Here is a 14,859-nt window from a genome sequence, read left to right on the forward strand (position 1 = left end):
AGTCGTCCTGTATCAGAAGTGAGTAGCCGCGCTCATGCTTGTGTGACGACTTACGAGCGGGACGCGACGCCCCTGGAGCTGCCCTGGCCGTTCGCCGGGCGGGAGGACGAACTGGAGCTGGTCCGCAGGTCCCTGACCGGCCCACGCCGCGGCATCGTGGTGACGGGCCCGGCGGGCTGCGGCAAGACCCGCCTCGTCACCGAGGCGGTCCGCGGCACCGACTGGGCCCGGGCGGCCGGTACGCCCGGGAGCCGCGCCCTTCCCTTCGCCGCGTTCGCCCATCTGCTGCCCGAGACGGTCACCCTGCACCGCGCGGTCCAGATCCTGTCCGGCGTCCGGACACTGGTCGTGGACGACGCGCACCTCCTCGACGACTCCTCCGCCGCCCTGGTCCACCAACTCGCCGTGCACGGCCGCACCCGGCTCCTGGTCGTCGCCACGGACGGCACCCCGGCGCCCGGCGCGATCTCCCGGCTGTGGACCGGGGAGCTGCTGCCGCGCCTTACTCTGGAGCCGCCCGTGGAGGAGGAGACCGCACAGCTCCTCACGGCCGGCGCCGGCCCGCTCGACGCGCTCACCGTCGGCCGACTGCACCGCCTGAGCCAGGGCGATCTGCGGCTGCTGCGCGACCTGCTGGAGGCGGTGCGGGGGCGGCTCACCCCTGTCCCGGGCACCGGGGAACGCGCGTGGCGGGGCCCGGTGCCGCTGACCGCGGCCGTGCGGGAGCGCACCGCCCCCGTCCTCGGCCGCGCCTGCCCCCGCGAACGCGAGACCCTGGACCGCCTCGCCTTCGCCGAACCCCTGCCGCTGCCGCTGGACGGCGCGGACCTCGGGGCCCTGGAAGTCCTGGAGTCCGACGGCCTGATCCGCGTCGACGACGCGGGCACCGTCCGCCTCGCCCACCCCCTGCACGGGCCGGTGCTCAGGGCCGCGGCCGGCCGGCTGCGGGCGCGCCGGCTGTCCCGGACACCGGACGGCTACGCCGCCGCCCTCGACGCCGAGTCGGCCGCACTGGCGCACCGGATCGACCGGGACGACGTACGGGCCATGCCCACGCCGGTGGGGGAGTGGCTGGTCGCCGAGGGCGGCACGCTGCCGTGCGGGTACGCCGCCGTACGCGCCCGGTTCGCCCGGCTGCGGGGAGAGCTGCGGGAAGCGGCGGCCTGGGCGAGGGAGGGCCTGAGGGGCGACCCGGAGGACGCGTCGTGCCGGGACGAACTCGCCCGGGCCTCCGCGACCGTGGACAGCCCGGGTGACCTCGACGCCGTCCTGGCGGACCTCGCCGACCCCTACGACGCCGTACGGCTCGGCGCCCCCGAGAAGGTCATCGACCGGCTCACCGGTGTGTTCGCCCGGCACGCCGACGCGCTCACCCGCGCCGACGGCCCGGCCCTGGACGAGGTCGCCGAGGAGCTGGAGCGGCGCGGCTTCACCCTGTTCGCCGCCGAGGCGCACGCCCAGGCCGTCGGCGCACACCGCGATCCGCGTGCCGCCCGGCACTCCCGCACCCGGGCCGTCGCCCTGGCCCGGCGCTGCCAGGGCGCCCGCACACCGGCGCTGTCCGGACTGGTCCTCGGCGAACTCACCGCCCGGCAGCGGCAGATCGTCACCCTCGCGGCGGCGGGCCTGAGCAACCGGCAGATCGCCGAACGCCTCACCCTGTCGATCCGCACCGTCGGCAACCACCTGTACAGCGCCTACGCCCGGCTCGGCGCGAACGACCGCGGCGCCCTGCCGTGGCTGACCGAGGTGCCGGAGGCCCAGCCCGCCTGAGCCGCACCCAGGAGACCGGCGGCCTGACCCGCACAGGGGACGGGTCAGGCCGCCCCTCAGCCCACCCCCTGAGCCCGCCCCAGCCCGTCCCTCAGGCCGCCCCGAACGCCGAGAACGCCCAGCCCGTCGCCTGGTGCAGAGCGTCGCCCGGCAGGGCGGCCCGGGCGTCGCGCAGCGCCTCCGCCAGGGACAGGCCGGCGTCGAGGCCCTTGTGCAGCGCCAGCATCAGCGGCACCACGGCGGCGTCGTTGACGGGCGCGCTGCACGCCACCACCCCGGCCGTGCCCAGCGGCAGCAACGCGGTGACCAGCCCGAGCAGTTCGTCGGCGCCGACGGACGCGAGGCGCGCGGTGTCGCAGCAGGACAGGATGATCCGGTACGGGCTGCGGTCCAGCCGCTCGAAGTCGTGCACGACGATCGGCCCGTCGGCCATCCGCAGGGACGAGAACAGGGGGCTGTCCGCGCGGAACGTGCCGTGCGCGGCGATATGGGCCAGCGCGGCCCCGTCCAGCTCCTCCAGCACCCGTGGCACCCGTGCCTCGCCGTCCTCCAGCACCGTCGCGCAGCCGTACCGGCCGGCCAGCTCGGGCACCTCGGCGCCGCCGGTCGCCAGGCCCGGGCCGCGAACCAGTACATGGCAGCCGTCCGGCGGCGGCGCGGTCTCCCCGGCGCGCAGCCAGCTGCCCGCCGACGGCGACACGCTGAGCACCCGCTCCCGCAGCGACGGCAGCAGCGCCCACGGCACCCGGTGCAGCCGCCCGGGCGGCACGATCACCACCGGGCCGGAGCCCAGGTGCGCCGCCGCCGGGCCGAGCAGCAACTCCTCCAGCCGACGCCCCGCCGCCTCCACCACCGGAAGGCGCGCCTCGGCCCCGGGATGGGCCAGCCGCCGCAGCCCGGCCTGCACGTGCTCGGCCTCCGTCTCCGCCTCGGCCAGCAGCCCGGCCTCGAACCTGCGCACCCGCCCCTGCCCGCACAGCAGCACCTGCACCCGCCCGTCGAGCACGGCGAGTTCCACCAGCCGCACCTCGTCACCCAGCCGCTCCAGCAGTCTGCCGACGTCGAAGCGGTCCCCGTCCCCGGGCGCCTCGCCCCGCATGTGCAGGGTCCGGGACCGGATCTCCCGCTCCAGGCGCCGCTGTTCACGCTCCAGCGCCACCACCGGCCGCCCTTCCATCCGGGCGGCCTCCGCACGTGAGGCGATCTCGCGGAACGCGGTCATGCCGCTGAGCAGTTCCGGATCGGCGGGCGGCCGGGTCGGCGCCGTGGACAGCACGGTGGCCCGCCAGCGCTCGCTCCACACCAGCAGCCGCCGGGGTCCGCCCGAGACCAGACTGGCCCGCTGGGCGAGCGCGGCCAGCTCCGCGCCCTGCTCGGTGGCGCGCGCCCTCAACTCCGAGGCGCCCAGCGTCATCCGGTGGTCGTCCAGCACGTCCAGACCCCGCCGGCAGGCCTCCAGCACCCCCCGGGCCGACCCGGCGGACCCTGCCCGCAGCGCCTGCGCCGCCCAGCCCGTCATCCGCGCCAGCGGCGGACCGCCGCGCCTGCTGCGGGCGGCCACGGCCAGATGCCGCTCCGCGTCCGCCGTCCAGCCCAGGCCCAGCGCGATGCGGCCCGCCAGCAGCGACGCCTCCGGCGCGGCCGGCGCCCCGAACAAGGCCAGCTTCTCCGCCACCGCGGCCGCGTCGGCGACCAGCCGGCCCGAACCCCGCCCGGCCGCGTGCCGCGCCTCGATCAGCACCAGCCGGGCGTGCGTCTCCCACCAGGTCCGCCGCTGCCCGGCGAACAGCCGTACCGCGAGCGCGGCACGGGCGATCGCCGTGTGCGGATCCCCGGCCAGCCGGGCGGCCCGCGCGGCGGCCAGCAGCAGCTCCGCCTTGCGCGTGGACTGCCCGCCGATCCCGTCGAGCCTCCTGATCGCCGCGTCCGCCTCGGCCAGCGCCTCGGGCGCCAGCCCGGCCGCCATCAGCACCTCGCAGCGCCGGATGTTCAGCATGAACGTCGGCGTGCCCAGCCGGGCGTACCGCTCCTCCGCCTCGTCGAGCAGCCGCAGCGCCACCGGCACGTCACCGGACCGGAAGGCGGCGAGCCCCCGGCTCTCCACCGCGTCGGCCTTGTCGTGCTCCTGGCCGGTCGTGTCCCACAGCGCCTCGGCCGCGGTGAAGTCCGCCTCGGCCCGCTCCACCGCCCCCAGCGCCAGATGCACGGTCGCCCGCAGGGTCAGTGCCCGCGCCGTCCAGATCACGTCCTCCGCCTGCCGCAGCACGGGCACCGCCCGGCGTACATCCTCCAGCGCCTCACGATGGTGACCGAGCACCCACCACACGTACGCCCGCCGGTACAGCACCCTCGCCCGCGTGTGCCCGCCGCCCCGCGCGACCCCCCGCTCGAACGCCGCCAGGCCCTCCCGGGTCCGGCCCGCGTGCACCAGCGCCACGCCCAGCGTGGCCAGCACGTCCGCCTCCCGGTCGGCCGAGTCCGCGCGTGCCGCGAAGTCCCGGGCGCGCCGCAGGTGGTTCAGCGCGAGCCGCAGATCGCCGAAGTCCCGCTGCCAGATGCCGATCACCTGATGGGCGACCGAGGCGTGCGACGGGTCGGGATCGGCGTCGAGGAGCGCCCGGGCCCTCGCGAGGGCCTCGCCCGGATCGGCGAACACCATCGGCAGCAGTGCCGCCACCGAGTCGTCTCCCGCTGTCACTCCTCGGATGGTAGTGGCCCCCGGGCACGCCCCACAGGTCCGGCGCTGTATCAAATGACCTCCTCGCGGCTCATGTCGAGGAGGATCGGCGCGTACCGACGACCGCTCCGCCGCACCGACCGACGCCGTCGCCCAGTGGGAGGACCCGCCATGGCACCTCAGCGATTCCACGAGCAGTTCGAACAGATTCAGCGCTCGATGCCGGACGTCCCCCTCGCGATGGGCCCGGACGACTCGGCCGAGTTCATGTACGAGAAGGGCGTCGTCCTCGTCCGCGACGGCGAGGAGGCCGGCATCGTCGAGGACACCGTACGGGCGCACTTCACGGCGACCCCCGACCTCGACCAGGACCAGGTCCGCCGGGCCGGCCCGCGGACCAACCGCAGCGGCATCACCCGCATCCGGGTCGGAGACCCCGGCGAGGGCGGCCGGGAAGCCGACCGCGCCGTCGCCCAGGCGCTGCGGTCCGTGCGCGAACGGGAGGACCGGGCCGGGCACCGGATGGCCGCCCGTAACCATGTCGTCCACATCGCCGTCAACGCCTGCCCCGGCGACGAACCGGTCCCCGTCCCGTTCAGCGAGCCGCTCAACCCGGCGGCCGCCGACACGGCGTACGACCCGGACACCGCCGTCGGCGTCCTCGTCGTCGACACCGGACTGATGAAGGACTACCGCTCCTGCGGACTGCTCTCCCACACCGGCGGCGACGCCCAGGTCCAGGAGTGCGACGAGCGGGGCATCCTCCAGCAGTACGTCGGACACGGCACGTTCATCGCCGGGCTCGTCGCCGCCGTCGCGCCCAACACCGACATCACCGTGCGCGGCAGCCTCAACGACGCGGGCGCCATCCTGGAGTCGGAGTTCGGCGAGAAGCTCTTCGAGGCCGTCGACGCCGGCGGCTGGCCCGACGTCCTCAGCCTCTCCGCCGGAACCTCCAACGGCCGCACCGACGGCCTGCTCGGCGTGGAGAACTTCATGCGGGAACTGCGCGAGCAGCGCACGCTGCTGGTCGCCGCCGCGGGCAACAACGGCAGCGCCACGCCCTTCTGGCCCGCCGCCTACGCCGACCTGCCCGGCTGGGAGGACTCCGTACTCTCGGTCGGCGCCCTGCGCAGCGACGGCGAGTTCGGCGCCTGCTTCACCAACCACGGCCCCTGGGTACGGGTCTACGCCCCCGGCGAGCGCCTCACCAGCGCCCTCACCGGCTTCGAGACACCCGTCCCGTACGTGTACCAGCACTCCACGTACGACTCCTGCCGCTACGGCTTCCGCTACGGCTGCACCTGCCGGCACCCCCGCCACACCGGAGTGCTGAGCGACGAGAACGCCGTCGCGAAGCCGGACCAGGTGATGTTCGAGGGGTACGCGCAGTGGAGCGGCACCTCCTTCGCCACCCCTGTGACGGCGGGCATGGTCGCCGCCCATATGACGGAGCACAAGGAGGCCGACCCGCGCGCGGCCCGGCGGCAACTGCTCGCCGCCAACACCGGGCTCGCCGAGGTGCGCGGGGCGCACGTTCCCGCGCTGCGTCCGCCCACCTGGCGCCCGGTCCCGGTCGTGCGCCTGGTCCCCGGCCCGTGAGGGCCGAAGCCGCCCCCTCCACGGCGTACCATGACCTGCCGTACTCGAGGGGTGGGGCTGCCGTGGACCGTACTGATGCCGGCGCGCTCGTCCAGGCAGCCGCCGACGGCGACGCGGCGGCCTGGAAGGCGCTCGTGGAGGGGCTGAGCCCGCTGGTCTGGTCCGTGGTGCGGGCCCACCGGCTCTCCGACGCGGACGCCCATGAGGTGTACCAGACCGCGTGGTTCCGCTTCGCCCAGCACCTGGGACGGATCCGCGAACCCGGCAAGGCGGGCGCGTGGCTGGCGAGTACGGCGCGCAACGAGTGCCTGAAGGTCATCCGGAGTTCGCAGCGGCTGACCCTGACGGACGATCCACAGATCCTGGACCGGGTCAGCGAGGAGGGCACGCCCGAACAGTCGCTGCTCGACTCCGAGGAGGCCGCCGCCCAGAGCGAACGCGTGCGGCGGCTGTGGCAGGAGTTCGAGGAACTGGGCGAGCGGTGCAGGCAGTTGCTGCGTGTGCTGATGGCCACGCCGCCGCCCAGCTATCAGGACGTGTCCGCCGCGCTCGGCATCGCGGTGGGCAGCATCGGACCGCTGCGTCAGCGCTGTCTGCGGCGCCTGCGGGCCCGGCTCGAGGCACGGGGGGCGATATGAGCGACGTGAACGACGACGACCTGATCGGCGAAGAGGACTGGACGGTCGAGGAGTTCGACGCGGGGCTGCTGGAGGAGGAGATGCGGCAGGCCGCGGCCGTCCTCGACCCGGTGCCCGCGGAGCTCCAGCAGATCGCCGTCGACGCGTACGCGCTGCACGACCTCGACGCCCGGGTCGCCGAGCTGACCTTCGACTCGCTGGTCGACGCCCTCCCGGTCCGGGGCGTCACCGACGCGCCCCGGATGCTGACCTTCAGGGCGGGCGAGGTGACCGTCGACGTCGAGGTGACCCCGCACGGACTCCTCGGACAGGTGCTGCCACCGCAGCCGGCGCGCATCGAGGTCCTGGGCGGCCCACGCCCCGGCTCCCCGCTCACGGCCGACGACCTGGGCCGCTTCACCGGCGACGCACCGCTCTCCGGCCCGTTCGCGCTGAGGCTGCGGACCGGCGGGGACGTCGTGGTGACGGAGTGGCTGCGGGCCTAGCCACTCCGTTGCGGACGTGTCTGGGCGACTGATCGCCGGGCGTGCTTGAGCAACAGCGCTGGGGGGTGTTCCCGGCTGCGCCGGATCCGGCCGACGGCACCGAGCCGCGAGCCGGGACCGGGGAACCCAGGCCACCGGCAGCCGGGCGGGCCCCACCCGGCGGGTCTGCCGACCACGGGGGCGAGCCCCGGTGCGATCCCGCACCCCGGGACGCCGGATGGTCGGCGAGCCCGGTTACCAGGTGCACGGCAGGGTCCGCGGCCCCCGGATCATCGTCCTGCGCCGCCATTCGACCTGATCGGCGGGGACGGCGAGTCGCAGGTCCGGGAGCCGGTTCAGCAGGGTTTCGAGCAGCAGTTCGGTCTGGAGGCGGGCCAGGACGGCGCCGGTGCAGTAGTGCGGTCCGTTGCCGAGGGCCAGGTGCGGGTTGGGGGTGCGGCCGGGGTCGATCCGGTCCGGCTCGGGGAAGACGTCCGGGTCGCGGTTGGCGGCGAGGTAGGAGACGTACACCGCCTCGCCCGCGCGGACACGGTGTCCGTGCAGGTCGACGTCCTCCAGGGCGATCCGCGCCAGGCCCACGGAGCTGCGGTGGGGGATGTAGCGCAGCAATTCGTCCAGCAGCGCGTCGCGGGCCTCGGGCCGCTCGTGCCACCACCTCCGCAGCTCTGGCCGGGTCAGCAGCAGATACAGCATCTGCCCGCAGTTGTGGGTCACGGCCTCGCCGCCGATCTGGAGCGGACCGGCGAGTCCGACGGCCTCCGGCTCGCTGAGGTCGCCGGCGGCCACGGCGGCGCCCAGCAGGCAGTACACGTCCTCGCCGGTGCCGTCCGCGCGGGAGCGGATCGTCTCCGTGATCCATCCGTACAGGCTGCTCTTGGCCCGGTCGGCGGCCTCGGCCCCGCCCGAGGTGGAGATGATCTGCCGGGTCCAGGTGTGCACCCGTTCCCGGTCCGCGGCGGGCACCCCCATCACCTCGCTGACCAGGGCGATCGGGAACGGTTCGAGCACGTGCTCGATCAGTTCGGCCGGCGGCCCGTCCCGTACGACCCCGTCCACCAGATCGTCGAGCATCGCCTGCGCGCGAGGCCGCAGCCGCTTCATCGCGCTGACGGTGAAGGCACCGGCGACGGCCTTGCGCAGCCGATTGTGGTCGGGCTGGTCGGCGAAGGCCAGCGAACCGGGACGTGGCTTGAAGTGCGGTGCCATGCGCGTCACTTGACGCCTTGTCACCTCAGTGCGGCTGAACCGCGGATCGTTGGTGATCAGCTTCACGTCGTCGTGGCGGGTGGCCAGCCATGCCCATCCCTCGCCGAACGGCAGCCGGATCCGGGTCAGCGGCCCCTCGCGCATCAGCTCCGCGAGGACCGGGTCGAAGTCCGTCCCGTCCAGGTCGAGGGCGGGCCAGTCCCGTACCGGGGGCGGCTCCTGGCCGGTCAGCGTGGTGGTCTCCTCCGTCATGCACCCACCCTCGTCGCGCCCCCGCCGCTTGTCGCGCGGGAGTGCTCCAGCCGGTGACGTCCGGCGTTCAGCGGGACACGGCGTCGACGAGACGGGCCAGTGCGCCGGACAGCCGCTCCCGTCCGGCCCCGGCGGGACCGCCCGGCTCGGTCATGTAGGTGTCGCGGCGGATCTCCACCATGAGCGCGCCGACCTCGGGCCGCTCCCCGTGGAACTCCAGGGGGACGTAGGTCCCGCTGAAGGGGCTGTCGAGCCCTGTCTCCCCGAACGCCTCCCGGGCGGCGTCCAGCAGGCCGTCAGGCGTGTGGAACGGGTCGGTGCCGAGGCAGACCGCCGGCCGAGGGCCGTCCCCGTGCAGTTCGTACGGCAGCCTCCGGCTCGGGTAGGAGTGCACGTCGATGATCACGGCCCGCCCGGTCGCCGCCAGCCGGTCCGCGACCGCACCTGTCATCGCCCGCGCGTACGGCCGGAAGTACCGCTCGACGAGCGGCTCGGGATCGATGCCCTCGGACCGCAGCACACCGCCGTGCGTGGTCCGCGTGTACACCGCGCCCATACCGACGGCCCGCATCTCCTCCCGCTCGTCCGGAAACCGCTCCGGGTCGACGACCAGCCGCGACAGCCGATTCACGAACCGCCAGGGCAGCACCCCCGCGAGCCCGGCCGCCCCCTCGGCGATCTCCGCCGTGTGCGCGTCGGTGATGTGGTCCAGCTCCCGCTCCAGTTCCTCGTCATCCAGCGCGATCCCCGCGCGTACGTCATCGGGTATCTCCCGCGCGGAGTGCGGCACGTGCAGGATCACGGGGGAGTCGCCGGCCCCCGCAAGCAGCTCGAAGGAGTGCGGGACATCGGTCATCGGGCGGCTCCAGGGGCATGGTCGGAGGCGAGCGGCAGCATCAAGGTGCCACATCGCCGGATCATCGAGACGGCCCCACGGGATGGTGAGACCGGGAGCGAGCCCCACAAGCCGCCACACGACCCCGGCCGCGCCCCCGCGGACAGAGCTCCGCCCCGGCCGGGCAGCATGCCGGTCGGGGCGGAGTCCGTGCCGCTACGCGGGGCCGGGCGTCAGGCCAGGGACGCCAGGGTCTCGTTCCACGTGGTGGACGGGCGCATGGCCGCCGCGGCCTTCGCCGGGTCGGGCTGGTAGTAGCCGCCGATCTCCACCGGCTTGCCCTGGGCGGCGATCAGCTCGTCGACGATCTTCTGCTCGTTGGCCGTGAGCGCCTCGGCGAGCGGGGCGAAGGCCTTCGCCAGGTCCGCGTCGTCCGTCTGCTTGGCCAGCTCCTGCGCCCAGTACAGGGACAGGTAGAAGTGGCTGCCGCGGTTGTCGATGCCGCCGACGCGCCGGGTCGGGGACTTGTCCTCGTTGAGGAAGGTCGCCGTGGCGCGGTCGAGCGTGTCGGCCAGGACCTGGGCGCGGGCGTTGCCCGTGACCTTCGCCAGCTGCTCCAGGGACGGCACCAGGGCGAAGAACTCACCCAGGCTGTCCCAGCGCAGGTAGTTCTCCCGGACCAGCTGCTGGACGTGCTTCGGGGCGGAGCCGCCGGCGCCCGTCTCGAACAGGCCGCCGCCCGCCATCAGCGGGACGACCGACAGCATCTTGGCGCTGGTGCCCAGCTCCAGGATCGGGAACAGGTCGGTCAGGTAGTCACGCAGGACGTTGCCCGTCACCGAGATGGTGTTCTCGCCGCGGCGGATGCGCTCCACCGACAGCTTCGTCGCCTCGACCGGGTTGAGGATCCGGATGTCCAGGCCCTCGGTGTCGTGCTCGGCGAGGTACGTGTTGACCTTGGCGATCAGGTTGGCGTCGTGCGCGCGGGTCTCGTCCAGCCAGAACACGGCCGGGTCGCCGGTGGCGCGGGCGCGGGTGACGGCCAGCTTCACCCAGTCCTTGATCGGCGCGTCCTTGGTCTGGCAGGCGCGGAAGATGTCACCGGCCGAGACGGTCTGCTCGATCAGCGCGGTGCCGCTCTGGTCGACCAGACGGACCGTGCCCGTGGTGGGGATCTCGAAGGTCTTGTCGTGGCTGCCGTACTCCTCGGCCTTCTGCGCCATCAGACCGACGTTCGGCACGGTGCCCATGACGGACGGGTCGAAGGCGCCGTTGGCCCGGCAGTCCTCGATCACGGCCTGGTAGACACCCGCGTAGGAGGAGTCCGGGATGACCGCGAGGGCGTCGTGCTCCTCGCCGTCCGGGCCCCACATGTGGCCCGAGGTGCGGATCATGGCCGGCATGGACGCGTCGATGATGACGTCCGAGGGCACGTGCAGGTTGGTGATGCCCTTGTCGGAGTCGACCATCGCCAGCTCCGGGCCCTCGGCGAGCTCGGCGTCGAAGGAGGCCTTGATCTCGGCACCCTCCGGCAGGGCGTCCAGGCCCTTCCAGATGCCGCCCAGACCGTCGTTCGGGGTCAGGCCGGCCGCGGCGAGCTTGTCGCCGTACTGCGCGAAGGTCTTCGGGAAGAAGGCGCGCACCACGTGGCCGAAGACGATCGGGTCGGAGACCTTCATCATCGTCGCCTTCAGGTGCACCGAGAACAGCACGCCCTGGGCCTTGGCCTCGGCGACCTGCGCGGTCAGGAACTCGCGCAGCGCGGCGACGCGCATCACGGAGGCGTCGACGACCTCACCGGCGAGCACCGGTACGGACTCGCGCAGCACGGTGGTGGAGCCGTCGTCGCCGACCAGCTCGATGCGCAGCGCGCCGTCCTCGGCGATCACCACGGACTTCTCGGTGGAGCGGAAGTCGTTCTGCCCCATGGTCGCCACATTGGTCTTGGACTCGGGGGTCCAGGCGCCCATGCGGTGCGGGTGCGACTTGGCGTAGTTCTTCACCGAGGCGGGGGCGCGCCGGTCCGAGTTGCCCTCACGCAGGACCGGGTTCACGGCGGAGCCCTTGACCTTGTCGTAGCGGGCGCCGATCTCGCGCTCCTCGTCGGTCTTCGGGTCGTCCGGGTAGTCCGGCAGCGCGTAGCCCTGGCTCTGCAGCTCGGCGATCGCGGCCTTGAGCTGCGGGATCGACGCCGAGATGTTCGGCAGCTTGATGATGTTGGCGGCGGGCGTCTTGGCCAGCTCGCCGAGCTCCGCGAGGGCGTCCGGGATGCGCTGGTCCTCGGTGAGGTACTCCGGGAACACGGCGATGATGCGCCCGGCCAGCGAGATGTCGCGGGTCTCCACGGCGACACCCGCCTGCGCGGCGTAAGCCCGGACCACCGGCAGGAAGGAATACGTCGCCAGGGCGGGGGCCTCGTCAGTGTGCGTATAGATGATGGTCGAGTCAGTCACCGGGTGCTCCGCTCCACGTCTGCAACATTGCTCGACATCAAGATATCTCGTGAGCGATCGATCATCGACAGGGGTCCGCCGCCAGTTTCGGGCAATCGACCGGCCGGCTCCCGCGCGCACCACACAGCCGCGCCCGTGAAGCCGTCCCTCGCGGCTCCGCGGAACCGGAGGGACAGCGGGCATCACGACTCGGTGACCCCGTGATGCCTAGGGCCTGTCGTTTGGATCACGCCGCAGACGCGGGGCCTGGCACGCACATCTGCCGCGTTCTCGTCGGTCGCCGACGCTCCGCGTCGACTCCCTCCTCCGCCTTGCAGCTGCACGCACCAGGCCCCGCTCACCGGCGTCGAAGAAGTGCTGCCGATTCCCTGCGCCGTGATCCAAACGACAGGCCCTAGTCGAGCCGGGCGACCGTCATGTCGCCCGGCTCGAACTCGCCGGTCCGCTGCTGCGGGATGACGGCCGCGCCCTGCTGGAGCGCCACCGTGCGGGCCGGGGCGGGGATGCGGATGCCCTCCGCGCGGTAGCGCTTGTGCAGGCGCTTGATGAACTCGTGCTTGATCCGGTACTGGTCGCTGAACTCGCCGACGCCCAGGATGACCGTGAAACCGATGCGGGAGTCGCCGAAGGTGTGGAACCTGATGATGGGCTCGTGGTCCGGCACCGCGCCGTCGACCTCGTTCATCGTCTCGGCGATGACCTCGTTGGTCACGCGCTCCACGTGGTCCAGATCACTGTCGTAGGCCACCCCGACCTGGACCAGGATGGTCAGCTGCTCCTCGGGACGCATGAAGTTGGTCATGTTCGCCTGCGCGAGCTGACCGTTGGGGAGCACGATGAGGTTGTTGGACAGGTTGCGGATCGTCGTCTGCCGCCAGTTGATGTCCTCGACGTAGCCTTCCTCGCCGCTGCTGAGCTTGATGTAGTCACCGGGCTGGACGGTCTTGGAGGCGAGGATGTGGATGCCCGCGAAGAGGTTGGCGAGCGTGTCCTGAAGCGCCAGCGCGACCGCCAGACCGCCGACCCCCAGGGCTGTGAGCAGCGGGGCTATGGAGATGCCCAGGGTCTGGAGCACCACCAGGAAGCCGATCGCCAGGACCAGGATCCGGGTGATGTTGACGAAGATCGTGGCCGATCCGGCGACACCGGAGCGGGACTGGGTGACCGTGCGCACCAGGCCGGCCACCACCCGGGCCGCCGACACCGTCGCGACGAAGATGAGCAGCACGGTCAGCACCTGGTTGGTGTGGTGCTGCACCGTCCGGGTCAGCGGCAGCACCGCCGCCGCGCCCGCCACGCCGCCCACGACCGCGGCCCACGGCACCACGGCCCGCAGGGCGTGCACGATGACGTCGTCCCCGCTCCAGCGGGTGCGGTCGGCGTGTCCGCCCAGCCAGCGCAGCAGGATGCGCAGCGCGAAGGCCGCCAGCAGGCCCGAGGCCAGGGCGATGCCCGCGAAGACCAGGTCGTCCACCGTGAGCGCCCGGTTCACCGGTCACCTCCGGGGACGGGAACCGCGGCGAACACCGTCGTCGACGGCCGGATGTGAAGTCTCGTCACGTAGTCACCTGCTCGTTTTCGGGGAAGTCCGGTCGCGCCCGACCACCCTGACCCGGGGTCGGCGCAATCGTTCATCCTGCCGCATCCCGTAAGGGGTTTCGTACCGGGGACGGGGGTGAGCTGGGGGTGAGTTACTGCACATGACGCGCTGTCACGCGCGCCGGATCCGCCTTGCTCACATCCCGTCGTTCAGGTGTCCCCGACGCTCGATCCGCACCGGCATGATGAAGTCCCCTCTACGTGACGCACGCCGGCACGCTACCCGGGTCAGATCACCTTCAGCCGCACCAGTGCCCCCAGCGTCACCGCGCCCGGCAGCAGCGGCAGCCAGACGGTGATGACCCGGAAGGCCAGGACCACGGCCGTGGCCACCGCGGCCGGGCCGCCCGCCGCGACCAGCGCCACGACCAGCGCCGCCTCCACCGAGCCGATCCCGCCCGGGGTGGGCACCAGGGCGACGGCGACCGTGGCCGCCAGGTAGGCCACCGCCATGTGCGCGGCCGGTACGTCGAGGCCGAGCGACTGCCCCACCAGCACCAGCACGGAGGCCTGCAGTGCCGGGAAGGCGAAGGACCCGCCCCACAGGGCCAGGGCCCGGGCCGGACGGGTGTGCACCGAGCGCGCCTCGCCGAGTGCCGTGCGCAGGAAGGTGACCAGGGCCGAGCGCACCCGCCCGACGAGGGCGACCACGGCCGCCGCGACCACGAGCACCACCCCGGCGCCGGCCAGCAGCGGGCCGAACGCCGTCTCCGGGACCAGGGTGCTCAGCCGCAGCGCGTCGGGGAACGCGAGGAACAGGATGCCCAGCAGGGCCACCCGGCCGATGCTCTCCGCCAGCAGATACAGCGCGAGGGCGGCCGAGGAGCGGGCGAGCGGCAGCCCGCACACCGTCATGAAGCGCAGATTGACCGCGCTCGCGCCGAGCCCGGTCGGCAGCAGGTGGTTGGCCGCGCCCGCCGCGAACTGGGTCGCGAGGAGCCGCCGTTTGGGCAGCGGTTCGACGACCGCCCCCTGCCGGGTGCAGGAGGCGGCGACCCAGGTCAGACAGGTCGCGCCGACCGCGGCCAGCAGCCAGGGCCACTCGGCGGTGCCCAGATGTGCGAAGCCCTCGGCCAGCACCGACCGGTGCCGCACCGCGACCACGGTGACGAGCAGGAGCGGCAGCAGACACAGGATCTGACGCAGGCGGCGGACCGGGACGCGACGGGGGAGTCGTCCCGGGCGGATGTCGGGGAGTTGTACCGCTGTCACATCGGCAGAGACTTCCCATGCCGTGCCAACGGCGGGTTGCTGAAGCGGGGACTGCGGATTGCGTACGGGGAGCGGCTCGGAGGAGATCGTCATAGGGGCCTTCGCGCGGGGAGCGGACGGGGGACGG

10 protein-coding genes are annotated in these 14,859 nt (G+C 73.4%); 4 read left to right on the forward strand and 6 right to left on the reverse strand.

All coding sequences use genetic code 11. The features are described from left to right. Nucleotides 1–42: 42 nt before the first annotated feature. On the forward strand, nt 43–1,773 hold the full coding sequence (locus tag ACFZBT_RS24760; RefSeq protein WP_391107106.1) for a LuxR C-terminal-related transcriptional regulator: 1,731 nt from the start codon (nt 43–45) through the stop codon (nt 1,771–1,773). Between the two features lie 91 nt (nt 1,774–1,864). Here the strand turns inward: ACFZBT_RS24760 and ACFZBT_RS24765 are convergent, their stop codons facing one another. Continuing rightward, nucleotides 1,865–4,432, reverse strand: a complete 2,568-nt coding sequence (locus ACFZBT_RS24765; protein WP_391107426.1) for a CHAT domain-containing protein — start codon at nt 4,430–4,432, stop codon at nt 1,865–1,867. Nucleotides 4,433–4,621: 189 nt separating this feature from the next. Between ACFZBT_RS24765 and ACFZBT_RS24770 the strand changes: the two genes are divergently transcribed. From ACFZBT_RS24770 to ACFZBT_RS24780, 3 genes are all read left to right on the forward strand, one after another. Beyond that, entirely contained in the window at nt 4,622–6,052 is a 1,431-nt protein-coding gene (locus tag ACFZBT_RS24770; protein WP_391107109.1) for a S8 family serine peptidase, read from the forward strand. A 62-nt stretch (nt 6,053–6,114) separates the two neighbouring features. Continuing rightward, nucleotides 6,115–6,690: an RNA polymerase sigma factor gene (locus ACFZBT_RS24775; RefSeq protein WP_382588512.1), complete on the forward strand. Its 576-nt coding sequence runs from the start codon at nt 6,115–6,117 to the stop codon at nt 6,688–6,690. Then, nucleotides 6,687–7,175 carry a hypothetical protein gene (locus ACFZBT_RS24780; protein WP_391107114.1) on the forward strand — a complete coding sequence of 163 codons (489 nt, stop codon included), beginning with the start codon at nt 6,687–6,689 and terminating at the stop codon, nt 7,173–7,175. The genes ACFZBT_RS24775 and ACFZBT_RS24780 overlap by 4 nt, the downstream gene beginning before the upstream one ends. A 234-nt stretch (nt 7,176–7,409) precedes the next feature. Here ACFZBT_RS24780 and ACFZBT_RS24785 read toward each other — a convergent pair whose 3' ends face one another. The 5 genes from ACFZBT_RS24785 to ACFZBT_RS24805 all read right to left on the reverse strand — a co-directional run bounded on the left by ACFZBT_RS24785 (nt 7,410) and on the right by ACFZBT_RS24805 (nt 14,732). Then, nucleotides 7,410–8,633: a cytochrome P450 gene (locus tag ACFZBT_RS24785; RefSeq protein ID WP_391107117.1), complete on the reverse strand. Its 1,224-nt coding sequence runs from the start codon at nt 8,631–8,633 to the stop codon at nt 7,410–7,412. A gap of 67 nt (nt 8,634–8,700) precedes the next feature. Then, nucleotides 8,701–9,489 (reverse strand): N-formylglutamate amidohydrolase, encoded by a 789-nt coding sequence (locus ACFZBT_RS24790; protein WP_391107119.1) that lies wholly within the window; start codon nt 9,487–9,489, stop codon nt 8,701–8,703. A 212-nt stretch (nt 9,490–9,701) separates the two neighbouring features. Continuing rightward, entirely contained in the window at nt 9,702–11,921 is a 2,220-nt protein-coding gene (locus ACFZBT_RS24795; protein ID WP_391107122.1) for an NADP-dependent isocitrate dehydrogenase, read from the reverse strand. 394 nt (nt 11,922–12,315) lie between these two features. Next, nucleotides 12,316–13,413 (reverse strand): mechanosensitive ion channel domain-containing protein, encoded by a 1,098-nt coding sequence (locus ACFZBT_RS24800; RefSeq protein WP_391107126.1) that lies wholly within the window; start codon nt 13,411–13,413, stop codon nt 12,316–12,318. 335 nt (nt 13,414–13,748) lie between these two features. Beyond that, nucleotides 13,749–14,732, reverse strand: a complete 984-nt coding sequence (locus ACFZBT_RS24805) for a lysylphosphatidylglycerol synthase domain-containing protein (RefSeq protein WP_391107129.1) — start codon at nt 14,730–14,732, stop codon at nt 13,749–13,751. Between the last annotated feature and the right edge of the window lie 127 nt (nt 14,733–14,859).

The organism is Streptomyces sp. NPDC008137, from assembly GCF_042957035.1.
Classification (GTDB): domain Bacteria; phylum Actinomycetota; class Actinomycetes; order Streptomycetales; family Streptomycetaceae; genus Streptomyces.

Excerpts from the sequence above, each read along its gene's own strand:
- ACFZBT_RS24785 (WP_391107117.1), bottom strand. The coding sequence starts at position 8,633 with ATGACGGAGGAGACCACCACGCTGACCGGCCAGGAGCCGCCCCCGGTA.
- ACFZBT_RS24765 (WP_391107426.1), bottom strand. The coding sequence starts at position 4,432 with ATGGTGTTCGCCGATCCGGGCGAGGCCCTCGCGAGGGCCCGGGCGCTC.
- ACFZBT_RS24790 (WP_391107119.1), bottom strand. The coding sequence starts at position 9,489 with ATGACCGATGTCCCGCACTCCTTCGAGCTGCTTGCGGGGGCCGGCGAC.
- ACFZBT_RS24780 (WP_391107114.1), top strand. The coding sequence starts at position 6,687 with ATGAGCGACGTGAACGACGACGACCTGATCGGCGAAGAGGACTGGACG.
- ACFZBT_RS24770 (WP_391107109.1), top strand. The coding sequence starts at position 4,622 with ATGGCACCTCAGCGATTCCACGAGCAGTTCGAACAGATTCAGCGCTCG.